Here is a 15,074-nt window from a genome sequence, read left to right as displayed (position 1 = left end):
TCAGCATCGATCTGAGCGAGCCGGGAACGCATCTGGCGCGTTTCAGCGACAAGGCGGGGGTAATCAGCCAGAACATGGCAAACAGCGTCTAGAGCGTCCCTAGAGGGCGCGTAGAGCTGGGCATCGCGGATGAGGTAAGACGGTATATCGAGGGGCGTACGCATAATCGCCCCTATGTTAACCGACGCCCGGAGCTGCGCCGATTATCCGGACGCCGCTCAACATAAGGGCGTCCATTATGCGAAGCCTTTGGTCGCGACACTCGGAACAACCCGCACGTTTTCTCGATTTGAAAAGCTCCTTCACAGGCTCCGCATAATGGACGTTATGTCAACAGGCCTCGTCAGCGTCGAGCCGCGACGAACACTTCGCCTCATCCAATCTAAGCCACACTGATGAGCAACGAGCGTTATGCGTGACGCTCGTTGCCGTTTCATCGACATGATCATCCGTCACTGCTAACTCACCGCCAAACCCAGGATCAGCGCCTGGGACAACGCAAGGAGACTTCGATGGCTGAGTCAAGCAAGAAAATGAGCCTCATGGGGCTCACCACGCTGGTGGCGGTCAATATGATGGGCTCGGGCATCATCATGTTGCCCACAAGCATGGCCCAGCTCGGGGCCGTTTCACTGCTGTCGTGGGTCGTCACCGCGGTCGGCTCCATGGCCATTGCCTACAGCTTCGCCCAGTGCGGCATCTACTGTACGCGGCCCGGCGGGCTGTCGGCCTATACCGAAGAGGCGCACGCAAAGTCAGGGTTCTTTCTCTGCTCGTATCTCTACTTTCTGTCACTCGCCATCGCCAACGTGGCCGTCGCCATCTCTGCGGTGGGCTACATCACGTCGTTCGTGCCCTGGTTTGGCAGCGGCGCTATTCCGCTGTTCATCGGCACGGTTGGCCTGATCTGGCTGACCATCGTGGCTAACTTCGGCGGCCCGAACATCACCGGCAAGATCGGCGCCATCAGCGTCTGGGGGGTGATCATTCCGGTGGCTGGCCTGAGCATAATCGGCTGGTTCTGGTTCAAGGCGGAGGTGTTCACTGCGGCCTGGAACCCGAACAACCTGCCAATCAACGAGGCCATCGGCAAGACGATCCCCCTGACCCTGTGGGCCTTTCTCGGCATGGAGTCGGCGGCGCAGGCCTCCGATGCAGTGGAAGATCCCAAGCGCACTGTGCCGCTGGCCTGCCTGTTCGGCACCCTCGGTGCGGCGGTGGTGTACGTGCTGTCGACCACGGTCATCCAGGGCATCATCCCCAATCCCGAGCTGGCCAACTCCTCGGCGCCGTTCGCTCTGGTTTATGCGCGGATGTTCAACCCTACGATCGGCACCATCATCATGGTGCTGGCGGTCATGGCCTGCATCGGCTCGCTGCTGGGCTGGCAATTTACGCTGGCGCAAACGGCCAAGATGACCGCCGATGAAGGCATGTTCCCGAAACTGTTCGGCAAGCTCAGCGCGATGAGCGCGCCAGTGCTCGGCATGATCGTCTGTGGCGTATTGCAGACCTTGATGGCCCTGTCGACCATCTCGCCCAATGCCAGCGCCCAGTTCGGCAAGCTCATTAGCCTGGCCGCGGTGACCAACCTGATTCCCTACGTGACCGCCCTCACCGGCCTGCTGGTGATCATGTACAAGGTCGGCGTCGCCCCGGCGATCTACATGCGCAACAGCGCGGTGCTGATGGTGGCACTGGCCTACTCCTTCTACGCGCTGTATTCCTGCGGCGAAGACGCCGTGTTCGGCGGCACCCTGGTCCTTGCGATCGGTTACCTGTTCTATGGCTCGATCGCCAAGTTCTTTGTCGAACCTGCACCGCCCAAGCTGACCGGCGCCGGCAAGCCGTAAGCCTTGCCGCCAGGACCGCATCGACATCCGAACAAGGGGAACAGGATATGAACCTAGAGCTGTCAAAATCCCCAAGCGCGTTGCTCACCTGTGTGCTCGTGCTGCTACCGCTGCTGGCTGGCGCCAACACGCTTGAGCGCGTGCGCACCAGCAACAGCTTCACTCTGGGCTATCTGCCGGGCTTTGCACCGTTCAGCAGCCAGGAGGGCGACAAGGTCAGCGGCTACGCCATCGACCTGTGCCTGAAGATCGCCGAGCGGCTCAAGTCCGAACGGGGCTTGCCCAACCTGCAGGTGCGCTACCAAGCGCTCACGACTGCCGATGAGATCAGTGCCGTCAGTTCGGGCAAGGTCGACATCCTCTGCATGCCGACCCCGGAAACGCTGGAGCGACGCAAGTCGGTGAGTTTCTCTGTGCCGGTATACACCGCCGGCCTCTCGGCGGTGGTGCGCAAGGATGCCCCCGAGACGTTGCGCAGAGCGCTCAATGGTGAGGTGGCGCATACCGGTCCGACCTGGCGCGCGACCATCAACCGCGGCCTGGCCAACCAGACCTACGCTGCCACCGCTGGCAGCGTCACCGAGGACTGGATTCGCCAGCAAATGCGCCGGCTCGGCGTGGTGGCCACCTTGGTGACGGTTGAGAACAACCAGGAAGGCGTGCAACTGGTTGCCGACGGCAAAGCTGATGCCTTCTTCGCCGAACGCATGTTGCTGAAGAACTACCTGCAGAAGCACAACGAAACCGGCCAGTTGATGGTGGTGGACCGTACCTTCGAATACGCGCCGGCGTCGTTGGCGGTCGAACGTGGCGATGAGGACTTCCGCTTGCTGGTGGATACCACGCTGAGCGAAATGTACCGTTCGGGCGAGATCGAACAGGCGTACGGCAAATACCTGGGTGGGGCTAGCGATACGACCAAGATGCTATTCAAGGCCTATGCGCTGCCCTAGCGTCGCAGCCCAGGCAGGCGCTAGCGAACAGCCACCGCCTGATTGAGCTAGTCGTCGGGACGCTGTTGTGACCGCGGCGTGTGGCGCTTGATGACATCCATTACCGCGGCGGTCATCACGGCGGTGGAGACGCCGAACATCAGGATGCCATTAGCCGCCTCCAATGGACTGAGCAGGCGCCAGCGCTCGGACATGACGATGTCGCCATAGCCCAAGGTGGCGAAGGTCACGCCGGAGAAATAAAGCGCGGTGGCGAAGGTGTCGAACTCATCGAGCATCATGAACAGCGCTGCCCAGATCCCCATCTGTACGAAGTTGCCCAGCAGCATGAGCAACAACACCAGCGACAGCAGCGCAGTGTTCCACAGCAATGAGTCGGGCTTGCGGTGGGCATTCCTGACGCGCACGTACTGCCGCAGGCTCAAAGCCACGAACGCCGCCTGGAGCAACAAACAGAGCATTATCACGGGAAGACCCATCAACAGGTTGAGCAGCATTCGGCCCTCTCCTCAGGTGCTCACGCGCCGCTGCCGGCGATGGCGGCGAGTGTCGATCAGGTAAACCGCCCCGCAGGCGTACAGGGTGACGGCGATGAACAGCCCCATGCGCACGGCGAAGGCGCTGTAGACATCCTTGCCGGCCACGCTGTCCTGCACCGACTGGCCGAGCAAGATAATCAGGGTGACCATGCTGTTCAACCAAAATCCCGGGCTTTGCCGGGTCGGGCTCAGGGCATACAGCTTGCGTGCCAGCAGCAGGCAGAACAGCAGCATCCACATAAAGAACAGCCACAGGTGCGGCAGAATGCTCAGGGCGCCCCAGAACAGGATGGCCAGCAGGCCACCGAGCAGGGTCGAACCGAGCAACTCGCGGCCGGCATCGCGCGCCTTGGTGCTGCACACCTGTTGGCCGAGGCTCACCGCCTTCATGATCACGGGCATGTAGCTGGCCGGATCGATCAGCGCCAGGAGGAAGGCCGGCAGCACCACCAGGGCCGCGCGCAGGGCGATCCAGCTGGCCTCGGCAGGCGCCAGCGCAGGTTGACGGGGACCTGCGGGAGCATTGGCCGGCTCGGGAAACAGCCAGTGGCTGAGTGCGACGGTCAGCACGGCGAGCAGCACCGCTTTGCCCAGCCCTTCGATGACCAGCAGGGCCAGGGAGAAGGCACTGGTGCCGGTGGCGGAGATGAGGGTCAAGCCGATGACCAGGAAGGTCGCCACCAGCGGGTTGCCCCCGTGCAGGCCATAGCGGAAGCAGTAAAACAAGCACAGCCCGACCAGCAGCACTCCGCTCAGGGGGACATATTGCAGCAGCGGGATCAGCAGCAGGCCGCTGCCGGTGGTCAACATCACCATCAGCGCCAACCCCAGCCCGGCCTTGAGCGACAGCGGCCGATTCATCGACGCCAACATGAACAGCGCCAGCAACGGCGCCAGGAAGGGAATCGGCAGGCTCAAGCCGTAGCTCGCGGCCAGGCACAGCGCGGTGCCGCTGGCCAGGCGCAGTGCCCGCTGGCTGCGAGGATCGCGCTCAGTAGGCATAGGACAGCCAGCTCATCAGGCGCAGGAACAGGCGACCGAGCAGGTTGAGCGGGTTGCCCTCGCTGGGGAATGCCATGACTTCGGCCTGGCCGCCGACGCGGATGCCGCGCAGCGTGCTCAATTCGCCCGGGGCGAACTCGACAATCACCGGGAAGCGCTGGGCCGGGCGCAGCCAGTCGCGGCTGTTCTCCACGGTCGGCAGAGTGCCAGGCGCGGTGCTCTGGCCGACACTGACGCCATAGCCGACGCTGCGTACACGACCTTTGAATATCTTGCCAGGCAGCGCGTCCAGCACGATGGCAACCGGGGTATTCGGCTCGACCCGGCCCAGGTTGTTCTCGGTCATTTCCGCGCTGATCCAGACGTCGTGAATGGCGATCAGGGTCATCACCGGGTTGCCGACAGCGGCAAACTGGCCGACATCGGTGCGCAGGTCGGTGATCAGCCCGGCCGAGCGGGCGCGTATCTGGGTATTAGCCAGGTCCAGTTCGGCCTTGGCCAGGGCGGTGGCGGCGCTGCGCAACTGGGCGTTCTCTTCCTCGCTGCCGCCCTGCTGTTCGCGCGCGCGTTGCACTTCGGCGCGGGCCGCCGCGACCTGGCTGATGGCCTCTTCGCGCGTGGCGCGCGACACCTCGAGGCGGCGCAGGGAAATGGTGCCCGGATCTTCGCGGTACAGGCGCTCGAGGCGCTGGCTATCCTGGCGCGCCTTGAGTTCGTTGGCCTGGGCGGCGCGCAAGGAGGCCTGCGCCGAGTCGATGCCGGCGGTGCTGGCGGCGATCTGCCGGCGTGTCGACTCGAGGTCGGCGCGGGCCCGATCGACGGCGATCCGGTACTGCTGCGGATCGATCTCGAACAGCACAGCGCCGACCTTCACGTCCTGATTGTTGCGCACGTGCACCTGGGTCACCCGCCCCGCCACTTCCGCCGCCACCGGGACGACGAAGGCCTGCACCCGCGCCTGCTGGGTGTAGGGCGTGAAACGGTCGGCCAGCAGGTACCAGACCAGGCTCACGCCGATCAGCACGGCGACCCAGTTGGCGCCCTTCTTCACCGGGTCGGCGGCGGGTTCCGGTGTGCGGGCGGGCGCCTCTTCTGCGGGGTTCGGCTGGTTGTCACTCATCGGAACTTCCCTTGTCTTCAGGTGGGCTGGCGCCGGCAGGCGGGCGGCTCGGTTCGTCCAGCACGTCGCCCCAGTCGGTGCGTTGTTGCATCTGTTGGCGAGTGGTCGGATCGACCAGCGGCTGTTCGCTGTACCAACCACCACCCAGAGCTTTGTACAAGGCGATCAGGTTGCTCACTGCCGTGCTGCGGTTGACCAGATAGGCGTCCTGCTGGGCGAACAGCGCGCGCTGGGCGTCCAGGACGCGCTGGAAATCCGAATAGCCTTCGCGGTACTGGGCGTTGGCCAGGGTCAACGAACGCTCGGCAGACAGTGCCGCCTCGCCCAGGATGCGCTCGCGCTCCAGGGATTTGATCAAGCTGCTGGCGGCATCGTCGGCCTCGCGTGCCGCCTGCCGCACGCCGTCCTGATAGGCGACGATCAGCTGCTGCAGGCGGGCGTCCTGCACGCGTACGTTGTTCTTGATGCGGCCGTGGTCGAACAGGTCCCAGCGCAGGCTGGGGCCGCCGATCAGGTCCAGGCTGTCGGGAGCGCCGTCCAGCGAGCTGGCTGTCCAGACGATACTGCCCAGCAGGCTCAGCGACGGGTACAGGTCCGCCTCGGCCACGCCGATCTGCGCCGACTGGGCGGCCACCTGCAGTTCGGCGGCGCGTACGTCCGGGCGACGCAACAGCAGGTTGGCAGGTACGTCCTGCAGCACTACGCGGTCGATCAGCGGGATCAGTCCTTCATTCTCCGCCAGTTCCGGGAGCTGGCCCGGGGGGCGGCCAATCAGCACGGACAGGGCATTGCGGGTGCGCAACACCTGGCTTTCCAGCTCGGGAATGCTGCTCAGGGTCCCCAGGTACTGGGTCTTGGCCTGTTGCAGGTCGAGCTCGGCGCTCTCGCCGCTGGTGAACAGCCGCTCGGTGATCTCATAGCTGCGTTTCTGCAGCCGCGCGTTGTCACGCGCAATGCGCAGGCGCGCCTCGGCAGTGCGCAGGGCGAAGTAGCTGTCCGCCATCTGTGCGCGCAGCAGCACCAGGACATCCGCATGGTTGGCCTGGGCGGCGAAGTAGGCGGTATCGGCCGACTCGATGGCGCGGCTGAAACGCCCCCAGAAATCCAGCTCCCAGCCGATGTCGAAGCCGGCGCTGTGCTGCCAGAAATGGCGATCCTGCGGGTTGCGGCCACCGGATTCGTTGTGGTCGAAGTACAGGCTGTCGGCACTGGCCTGCTGCAGTTGCGGGTAACGGCCGCTCTGGGCGATGCCCAGTTGAGCGCGGGCTTCCATCACCCGCAGGCCGGCGATTTTCAAGTCCGGGTTGTTGGCATCGGCTTCGGCGATCAGCCGGTCAAGGATCGGATCGGCGAACACCTGCCACCACTGGCGGGGATCGGGTGGCGGCCGCGGTTGGCTGACCTGCTCGAGTGCCGGGCTGTGCCAGCCGTCGACCCACGCCTCGCCCGGCGCCTGGAAATCCGGCCCGACGCGCACGCAGCCGCTGACGCCAAGCGCTATCAGCAGGACTAGCCGGCTCGGACCGGGAATCTGCACCATGGCGAGGGCGGCGGCCGCGTCACGCCGGTTGCTGGTCGCTTGTCTCGCTGCTCTGCGCCGGGTCATCCACCCACTGCCAGAACAGCCGGTAACCGACCGCGAGCACCACCGGGCCGATGAACAGGCCGATGAACCCGCTGGTGACCATACCACCCAGTGCACCGATCAATATCACCGGCATCGGTACATCGACACCGCGTCCCAGTAACAAAGGCTTGAGCACGTTGTCGGCCATGCCGGCGACGAAGGCGTAGATGGCGAAGATGATGCTCGCCACGGTGGCGCCCTCGGTGGCGAAGACATAACCGATCACCGGCACAGTGATCAGCAAGACCGGTAGCTGCATGATGCCGAGCAGCAACACCGCCAGGGCGAGCAGGCCGGCGCCGGGAATGCCCATGAGCACGAAGGCGACACCAACCAGCAGCATCTGGATAAAGGCGATACCAACCACGCCCTGGGCCACCGCACGGATGGTGGAGGTGCACAGCTCGGCGATCTTCGGTCCCCGTTCCGGGCCGGAGATGCGCGAGGCGATCCGCACTGCGCTGTGGTGGCCATTGTCGCCATAGGCCATGACGACGCCGGCGATGATCAGTGCCGCGATAAACATCAGGAAGCCCATTCCGACACCGGCCAGCTTGCCCAGTACCGTCAGACCAACGCCTTTCAGGTGCGGGGTCAGCTCTTTCACCACGCTCGTCAGATCCGTCGACGCCTGCAGCCAGAAGGCGTGCAGGGTCGGCCCCACCAGCGGCCAACTGGCCACCGCCTCACTCGGTGGCGGAATATGCAGGCTCTCGGACTTGACCACCTCCAGGGCGCTCTGTGCCGACTCCGCCATCGAGCTGGCCAGCAGATACAACGGCACCATGAGGATGGCGAGCGCGACCAGCACGATCAGGCTCGCCACATGCCCATCGCGAGCTCCGAGCCGGGCCTTCAGCATTCGATGCAGTGGGTACAGCGTGATGGCCAGGATCACCGACCAGAGCATCAGGTCGAGGAAGGGATTGAAGATCTGGAAGCAGAAAACGACCAGGACGGTAATCAGACCTGCGCGGATCAGGACATCCAGCAATCCACGCGACAGCATCCGTTCAGTGAGAGGACTAGGCGCCATCATGTTTCTCCTTGAGTGCAGCTAATCGAACCGGAATCGATACGTTCTTCACCTCTTTCCTGCACCGTTACGCCATTCAGTGGAACGGGAAGAGGTAGTTCATCCACGCCGCCATGCGCAGGAGGATCTTGCGCATCACCGCAACAAGCTGGAAATGCTTGCTGTATAGCGCTGCCTGCCCATAAGCGCCACCCGGCATCCGCTTGCTGTAGGGTTCGTATGCGGGGTCGGTGATCTCGATGATCACCGGCACCCGCCCCGGTGGGGGCGATCCGGTGAAGCTGATCAGCGTGCCCGATGGCTGCACTTGCCCTTCGCCGATCACGGCGATCACCTCTCTCACCTTGCCACTGAAGACCTTGCCGGGGATGCCGTCGAACGCCACTTCGGCTTCGTCGCCGACCTCCAGACGCAACAAGCTGTTCTGCCGCATCCAAGCCGCGAAGTAGTGTCCTTCATCGGGGATGAAGACCATGGACGGGCGCAGTGGCAGCTTCGTCGCCATCATCCCCGGGCGCAGGAGGGTGTACGAATTTTTGTGTAACCGGCTCATGAGCGACACTGTCGCTCCAGACCGGAGACACCATGACCCAATCGAAACACCCCATCACCGACGAGTTGCTGGATCAGCTCCTGGGCAACTACCAGAAACCTGAAGACCTGATTGGTGCCGACGGCATCCTCAAGCAGCTGACCAAGAAGCTGGGCGAGCGCGCGCTGGATGCAGAACTGACCCATCACCTCGGGCACGAAAAGCACCAGCCGGTGGGCAACCCCAGCGGCAATACCCGCAACGGTTTCAGTCGCAAGAAGCTCAAGGGCGAGTTCGGTGAACTGCCCATCGAGGTGCCGCGTGATCGCCACGGCTGCCCTTTATCTGGCCGTTTGAAACGCCTCGAATTTGCTGCACATTCCAAGCGCTGTAACGCCCAGTAACTCGCACCCTGCTTACCAGAGACCTGCTTGATCGTATCGGGATAGGATGCGGATTCCGCGGCAGCCAGACGGTGCCGGTGATCGACCGCGACAGAGGCGAGATTAGCCAGGCGCAGGTGTTCGTCGCAGTGCTCGGTGCCTCCAGCTACACCTTCGCCGAGGCGACCTGGTCGCAGCAGTTGCCGGATTGGCTGGGCTCGCACGCGCGCACCTTCGCTTTCCTCGGCGGGGTACCGGAGATCGTGGTGCCGGACAACCTGCACAGTGCGGTGAGCAAGGCGCATCGCTACGAGCCGGCCTTGACGCAGGTGGCTTTTCTGCTCGTGACACTAGTTGATCGGAATGATGCGGCGCTCGCTTGCCTGGACCAGCCAGCAAGACAGCGGGATGCTTCGACTCGGCGTCGTCTCTATTCCACACATCGATAACATCCGGCGACTCCGACAGCTGCGGCTATCTTCTGAACTTCTCAGGATGCCTGTGTGGACTCACGCTGCCAGGCACGCTGCAAGAGGTCTAAAACCTCCTGGTCCGACGTCTGGGAAAAATCCACATACCAACGGCCGATTGCCATGAACATCTCCGGCATAAGCGGGCACACGACTTCATCGACCTCTGCGCGCAGCATCGTCACCGTTTCCGGTGGCGCCACCGGTACGGCGATTATGAGGCGCGCAGGCACCTGCTGGCGTGCTGCCCGTACCGCCGCCTGCATAGTGGCGCCCGTGGCCAGGCCATCGTCGACCAGAATCACCTGCTGGCCGCGCAATTCCGGCACAGGCCGCTCACCCCGATAGGCGCGCTCGCGCCGCTTCAACTCAATGGCCTCCCGTGCCGCCACCGCTTCTATGGTGCGCTCATCGATTGCATGCATGTGCAGGACATCCTGGTTCAACACCCGCACTCCGCCGCTGGCAATGGCGCCCATGGCCAGCTCGGCATGCCAGGGCACGCCGAGCTTGCGCACCAGCATCAGATCCAGGCGAACCCCCAGAACCGTGGCGATTTCATAGGCCACCGGCACCCCGCCTCGGGGCAAGGCCAGGACTATCACGTCAGGCTGGCGGCAATAGGATAACAACCGCTTGGCCAGGGCCTGGCCGGCTGCGGTTCGGTCGCGGATGGGGACTTGAAGGTCATGGTCTCGAGTCATCCAGCAGCCCTCGAATGAGTGGTGCGCTTAAGATGAGCCCGACGTTCCGATCTCGCTTTGATTTCGATTAGTCGCCGGGCAAAAACATCCCGCAGCCAACCTTAAGCCTATACCTCCATTTTCTTCGCGACGCCTCCCGGTGTGTATTTCGACCGACGGCTGAGCACCTCGCCATCCTCGATAATTAGCACTTTGGGCGGGCACGGTGGTTGCTCCTCAGCGGCCAGCGCCGGCTTTGGTTCGGGCGCATTAAGTCAACACGGGCATGTTTGGCGGCAAAGCAAAGCCGGCCGAAACCACATCGTCTCTATCGGATTCACAAAGGAGATGGCGACGCTCCCTGGCGCTAGACGAAACCGCGCAAAAACCACACGTAGAGCGACGTTCGCGCATCAATGCTGGCCCGGCCGGGCCAACCCAAGCTTGTCGATCCGGTAGCGCAGCATGTCGCGGGTGAGGCCGAGCAAGCGCGCCGACTTGGTGACGTTCCAGTCGGTCTTGCCCAGGGTCTTGATCAGCAGATCGCGCTCGGCATCCTCGGAATTCGAGCCCAACGTGGGCGGCGCCCCGCTGTAGAGCTCGGCAACCGGGCGCGGCGTCTGCACCACGCCGGTCCCGGCCAGCAACCCCGGGCAGATGGCCAGCTGATCCGGGGTGATCAGGGTTCCCGGCGCCAGGAGGATGGTCTGCTCGAGCATATTGCGCAGCTCGCGCACGTTGCCCGGCCAGCTATACCCCCTCATCACCGCCTCGGCTTCCGGGCTGAGGAACAGCCCTGGCTTGCCATAACGCTTGCCGTGCTGGGCGATGAAGTTCGTCGCCAGGGTGAGAATGTCATCGCCACGCGCCCGCAGCGGCGGCACCTTGATGGCGATGATGCGCAGGCGGAAGAACAGATCACGGCGGAACTTGCCCTCCTGCACCATCTGTTCGAGGTTGCAGTTGGTGGCGCTGATGATCCGCAGGTTGACCTTGCGCTCCTTCACCGAGCCCAGGCGGCGGATGCTGCGATCTTCGAGCAGTTTGAGCAACTTGGCTTGCAGCGACAGGTCCAGCTCACCGACTTCGTCGAGGAACAGGGTGCCGCCATCGGCCGCCTCGACCAGCCCCAGGCGCCGATCCTTGGCATCGGTGAACGCGCCCTTTTCATGGCCGAAGAGTTCCGCTTCGAGCAAATGCGAGGGAATCGAGGCGCAGTTGAACTCGACGAACGGCCCGTCACGGCGCACGCCGTCGAAATGGATGGCCCGCGCGACCAGTTCCTTGCCGGTCCCGGTCTCCCCCTCTATCAGCACCACCGGCAGCTCCTCGACAGCCATCCGCGCCTCGGCGGCGAGCAACTGCTGGACCATCGACTTCATTGCCTGCATGGGCGCCGAATCGCCGATCAAGGCGTCCAGCCCGGCGTCCTGGGCGGCGCGCTGCTGATAGAACGACAACGTTTGTTCCAGGCGTTGAGCCTCGAGCACCTTCTCGATGAGCAGTTTCAGCTCGGCCAGCACCACCGGCTTGGTCAGGTAGTCGCAGGCCCCCGCCTTCATCGCCGCCACGGCGCCCTGCACATTGCCATGCCCGGTGAGCATGATCAGTTTGAGCTGCGGGTCGCTAGCGTGCGCGCGGCTGATCAGCTCGAATCCGCTCATGCCAGGCAGGGAGTAGTCGGTCAGGACCAGATCGGGGTGCTGCGACTCGATCACCGCCAGCGCATCTTCGGCCGAGGTGCAGACCATGGCCTCGTAGTGCTGGCGTTCAAGATAGGTGCGGAGGTTGTCCGCGAGTATGTCGTCATCCTCGACGATCAAAATGCTGTGGCCCATCCGGTTACCCTCCCCCTGCCACCCTGAAGGTCAAATGCACATCGGTGCCCAGGTTTTCGCGGCTCTCGATATGCACCTCTCCGCCGAAGCGCTCGACGATTCTGCGCACCAGCACCAGCCCGACGCCGATGCCGCCCCGCTTGGTCGTGTGGAAAGGCTTGAAGGCCTTTTCCAGCAGCGCTGGCGACATGCCGCTGCCGCTGTCGCTGACCGTCAGGATCAGGTGCTGCTTGCGCTTGTCCGCATCGAGCGTGAGGTTGAGTCGCCCGCCTTTGGGCATCGCCTCGATGGCATTGGATAACACGCTGCTGAGCAACTGGGAAAGCAGTACCGGATGGCTGACCACCGCCGGCGCCGGCTCTGGCGTCCAGTCGACCTGAATGCCGGCGCGTCTGATCTGCTGCTCATAGGTGGTCAACGCCTCATGCACCGCTTCGACCAGATTCACCTTCTCGTACTCGTCGCTGAGTGGCCGTGACGACAAAAGCAGTTCGCGCACCCATTTGGACAAGCGGTCGACCTGGGTAATGATGTCGTCCAGGTTCTTGTGCACCGAGGGGCTGTCCGCATCCAGGGCCAGCTCCGCACTGGAACGGATGGAGGCCAGCGGATTGCGCAAACCATGCGCGACAGCGGATGACATTTCCCCCAGCACCACCAGGGTTTCGTTATCGATCAGCTTGCGTTGCTGAGACGCTAACAGGCCGGAAGCGTGCCGCACGATCCAGAACAGGCTGACATAGATCACCGTTCCGCCGATCGCGGTAGCCAGCCACAGCAGCATGTAGCCGCGGTTCATTCGGGTGATCAGATCCTGCGGTTCCTTGTAGATCTCGATCACGCACGCGACCTTGCCCGTGCTGTCGACCAGCGGGATGTAGTTCTCGATGTATTGCCCTCTGGGGCTACGCTGAAACTGCCCCTCGATGGGGCCGCCGTGCGCCTTGCGCCGAAAGGTGGTGACTGTCTTGTTCGAGCGGAACGCCTCGCTCAGGTCGTCATTTTCCAGTACGCGCTGGCCAATCATGTTGGCATTGGTCGACCAGATGATGACCCCGTCGGCGGCATACACGCTGGCCAACAGCACATCAGGCATGCGGGTTATGTGGTCGAAGAACTCGCGGCGCACCCGCGCCAGTTGATCGTTGGGAATGCCGAACTGAGCACCATCCACGCGGGCATCGAGGAACTCCCCCATTTTCAAGCTGGGCGGGAAATGGGCATGCAGAATTTCGACGTCGGCAATCGACTGGATGAACTGGGCGCTCAGCATGGCATCGCGATCGACGCTTTCGGTCATTACGAAGCGAGTTGCGGCAACCGCCAGGGCAATCGCCACGGCGACGATGATGAATAGGCTCGCCAAGGAGAACCAACGAAACAGGTTGAATGGCTTCGGGCCCGCGGCCATTTGCATCAGCGAACTCTCCCTTTCTGACCGATGAAATGCCCATGATGCAAACAGGCAATAGCCATCGGCGTGTCGGGTCATAAGTCCCGATCTGCTTGTAGTTATAGCTTACTCACCGGCCCTGGCGCGGCTTGTGGCCAACCTCCCCCACTACACCCAACTCTGGGGGTATCCCCCACAACTGGAGGCGCCCTGGTGTGCTTCAAGCATGGCAAAACGCCCGTTCTAGAGCATCCGGGCCAATGTCGAAAAATTGGTACAGATGTTGCGATGCCCTTGCCAGCAGTGAGACCGGGGCCATCCCGGCCCCACCCCAAGCTGAAGTTCATTGGCACGGAAGGGCGAAACCATGCGCATCACCCTCACAAAAATCTCAGCTTCGCTTCTGTTGGCTCTCACGGTCGACTCGGCCCAGGCGGCCCTTTATGCCGTCGACCCCTCCCCGCCCACCGCAAGTAACGGTTTCTTTGCGGCTTGGTATCAGGACACCCACGGCCGTGCCCTCGACCTCTGCCTGTCGAAGGCCGAAAGCCGGCGCGCGCCTGGGACGTTCATGTGCAACCTGCTGCCCAATCCGGGGGTATTCGACCCCACCCAACCGGTCAGCTGGGGCACCAACTTCCCGGACGAGGCCTTCTGGTTCGCCGCGGATACCAGCATCACCGACGCCGCCGCGGGGATCGACCTGGGCTACGTGTCGGCCGTCGAGGCCGCCTTCGGTTCCGGCCTGCCGGCCGAGAATGACCAGGTCAGCTTCGCCCGCATTCGCATCCGGGTGGATGTGCCGGCGGCCGGCACCTATACGGTGACCCACCCCTACGGCGTGGAAGTCTTCACGGTGGACACCCCGGGGATCAAGGCCATCAACCTGACCCGCGACATCGGCATCGGCTCGGCGGGTGATTTCACCGGGGCCCTCAAGGGCGACGTCGGCCCCTTCCTGCGTAGCAAAAACGGCCCCTACCAGGAACCCGATCCGCAAGCCGGTACCCTGGACACCTTCATCGGTGACCCCAACATTCTGGAAGAGGTCACCGGCAGCCCGTTCGGGACCAACTTCGTGCGCATCGAAGGGCCGAACGGTATCCGTGCGGAAACCAAGCTGTTCGCCGTCACCGGCAAGCTTTCATCGGTCCCGCTGCCGACACCGCTGCTGGTCGAGCGCACCACCTACTCGCGTGGTGGCGACCAGGGCACAACCCAGCAGGATATTTTCGTCCTCGCGCCGCCTCCCTTGGGCACCGCGAGCTTCGATGCGACCCCGATGCGGGGCACCGAGCTCGGTGCCTGGTACGGACAGTCGAGTCAGGTTGGCACAGGCAGTGTGAGCATCACCGCGGACAACTCGCAGGTGATTGCCGGCAGCACACCGACCACCAAGACCAGCCCGCTGGTGGACCTGGTGACCATCAGTCGCGCCGAATACAGCCTGGCGACCAGCACCCTGACCGTCGAGGCCGCTTCCAGCGACACCTCCGCGCAACAGGGCCTGAGTATCGACGGCATCATCGGCCCGTTCATCGACGGTCGCCTGCAGCAGCAGGTACTACCCATACCCCCCGCGCATGTCACGGTGATCTCCGCCAATGGCGGCAGTGATACCGAAGAAGTGCACATCCTTCCCTAA

11 protein-coding genes and 3 pseudogenes are annotated in these 15,074 nt (G+C 63.5%); 5 read left to right on the top strand and 9 right to left on the bottom strand.

Annotation, left to right across the window (positions count from 1 at the left end; translation table 11 throughout):
- The first annotated feature begins 512 nt into the window (after positions 1-512).
- Together potE and D3880_RS11535 are read left to right on the top strand one after the other, a co-directional pair.
- Entirely contained in the window at positions 513-1,853 is a 1,341-nt protein-coding gene (gene potE / locus D3880_RS11540; protein ID WP_119893587.1) for a putrescine-ornithine antiporter, read from the top strand.
- Positions 1,854-1,900: 47 nt separating this feature from the next.
- Positions 1,901-2,806, top strand: a complete 906-nt coding sequence (locus D3880_RS11535; protein ID WP_119893586.1) for an amino acid ABC transporter substrate-binding protein — start codon at positions 1,901-1,903, stop codon at positions 2,804-2,806.
- A 47-nt stretch (positions 2,807-2,853) separates the two neighbouring features.
- Here the strand turns inward: D3880_RS11535 and D3880_RS11530 are convergent, their stop codons facing one another.
- The 6 genes and pseudogenes from D3880_RS11530 to D3880_RS11505 all read right to left on the bottom strand — a co-directional run.
- Positions 2,854-3,303 (bottom strand): potassium channel family protein, encoded by a 450-nt coding sequence (locus D3880_RS11530; RefSeq protein ID WP_119893585.1) that lies wholly within the window; start codon positions 3,301-3,303, stop codon positions 2,854-2,856.
- 12 nt (positions 3,304-3,315) lie between these two features.
- The gene (locus D3880_RS11525) at positions 3,316-4,347 is read right to left on the bottom strand and encodes a DUF2955 domain-containing protein (protein WP_119893584.1); all 1,032 of its coding nucleotides are present in this window, start codon (positions 4,345-4,347) and stop codon (positions 3,316-3,318) included.
- On the bottom strand, positions 4,337-5,467 hold the full coding sequence (locus D3880_RS11520) for an HlyD family secretion protein (RefSeq protein WP_119893583.1): 1,131 nt from the start codon (positions 5,465-5,467) through the stop codon (positions 4,337-4,339). The genes D3880_RS11525 and D3880_RS11520 overlap by 11 nt, the downstream gene beginning before the upstream one ends.
- Positions 5,460-7,007: a TolC family protein gene (locus D3880_RS11515; RefSeq protein WP_119893582.1), complete on the bottom strand. Its 1,548-nt coding sequence runs from the start codon at positions 7,005-7,007 to the stop codon at positions 5,460-5,462. Before D3880_RS11515 ends, D3880_RS11520 begins: the two co-directional genes overlap by 8 nt.
- A gap of 19 nt (positions 7,008-7,026) precedes the next feature.
- A complete protein-coding gene (locus D3880_RS11510) occupies positions 7,027-8,130 on the bottom strand; it encodes an AI-2E family transporter (RefSeq protein WP_119893581.1) in 1,104 nt (367 codons plus the stop codon).
- 76 nt (positions 8,131-8,206) lie between these two features.
- Positions 8,207-8,662: pseudogene (locus D3880_RS11505) on the bottom strand (HlyD family secretion protein); the annotation flags it as partial.
- A 53-nt stretch (positions 8,663-8,715) separates the two neighbouring features.
- Between D3880_RS11505 and D3880_RS11500 the strand changes: the two are divergent.
- Together D3880_RS11500 and D3880_RS11495 are read left to right on the top strand one after the other, a co-directional pair.
- Positions 8,716-8,997 (top strand): annotated as a pseudogene (locus D3880_RS11500) (transposase); the annotation flags it as partial.
- A gap of 134 nt (positions 8,998-9,131) precedes the next feature.
- Positions 9,132-9,362: pseudogene (locus D3880_RS11495) on the top strand (IS21 family transposase); the annotation flags it as partial.
- 173 nt (positions 9,363-9,535) lie between these two features.
- Here D3880_RS11495 and D3880_RS11490 read toward each other — a convergent pair.
- The 3 genes from D3880_RS11490 to D3880_RS11480 form a co-directional block, all read right to left on the bottom strand.
- Complete coding sequence (locus D3880_RS11490) at positions 9,536-10,219, bottom strand: phosphoribosyltransferase (RefSeq protein ID WP_119893580.1); 684 nt, start codon at positions 10,217-10,219, stop codon at positions 9,536-9,538.
- A gap of 392 nt (positions 10,220-10,611) precedes the next feature.
- Positions 10,612-12,036: a sigma-54-dependent transcriptional regulator gene (locus tag D3880_RS11485; protein ID WP_119893579.1), complete on the bottom strand. Its 1,425-nt coding sequence runs from the start codon at positions 12,034-12,036 to the stop codon at positions 10,612-10,614.
- A gap of 4 nt (positions 12,037-12,040) precedes the next feature.
- Complete coding sequence (locus D3880_RS11480) at positions 12,041-13,453, bottom strand: sensor histidine kinase (protein WP_119893578.1); 1,413 nt, start codon at positions 13,451-13,453, stop codon at positions 12,041-12,043.
- A 343-nt stretch (positions 13,454-13,796) separates the two neighbouring features.
- Between D3880_RS11480 and D3880_RS11475 the strand changes: the two genes are divergently transcribed.
- Positions 13,797-15,074: a hypothetical protein gene (locus D3880_RS11475; protein WP_119893577.1), complete on the top strand. Its 1,278-nt coding sequence runs from the start codon at positions 13,797-13,799 to the stop codon at positions 15,072-15,074.

Origin of the sequence: Pseudomonas cavernae, assembly GCF_003595175.1 — a bacterium.
In the GTDB taxonomy this organism is placed as follows: domain Bacteria; phylum Pseudomonadota; class Gammaproteobacteria; order Pseudomonadales; family Pseudomonadaceae; genus Aquipseudomonas; species Aquipseudomonas cavernae.
Note: the sequence above shows the minus strand (reverse complement) of the source record. Positions and strands in the feature narration are given on the sequence as shown.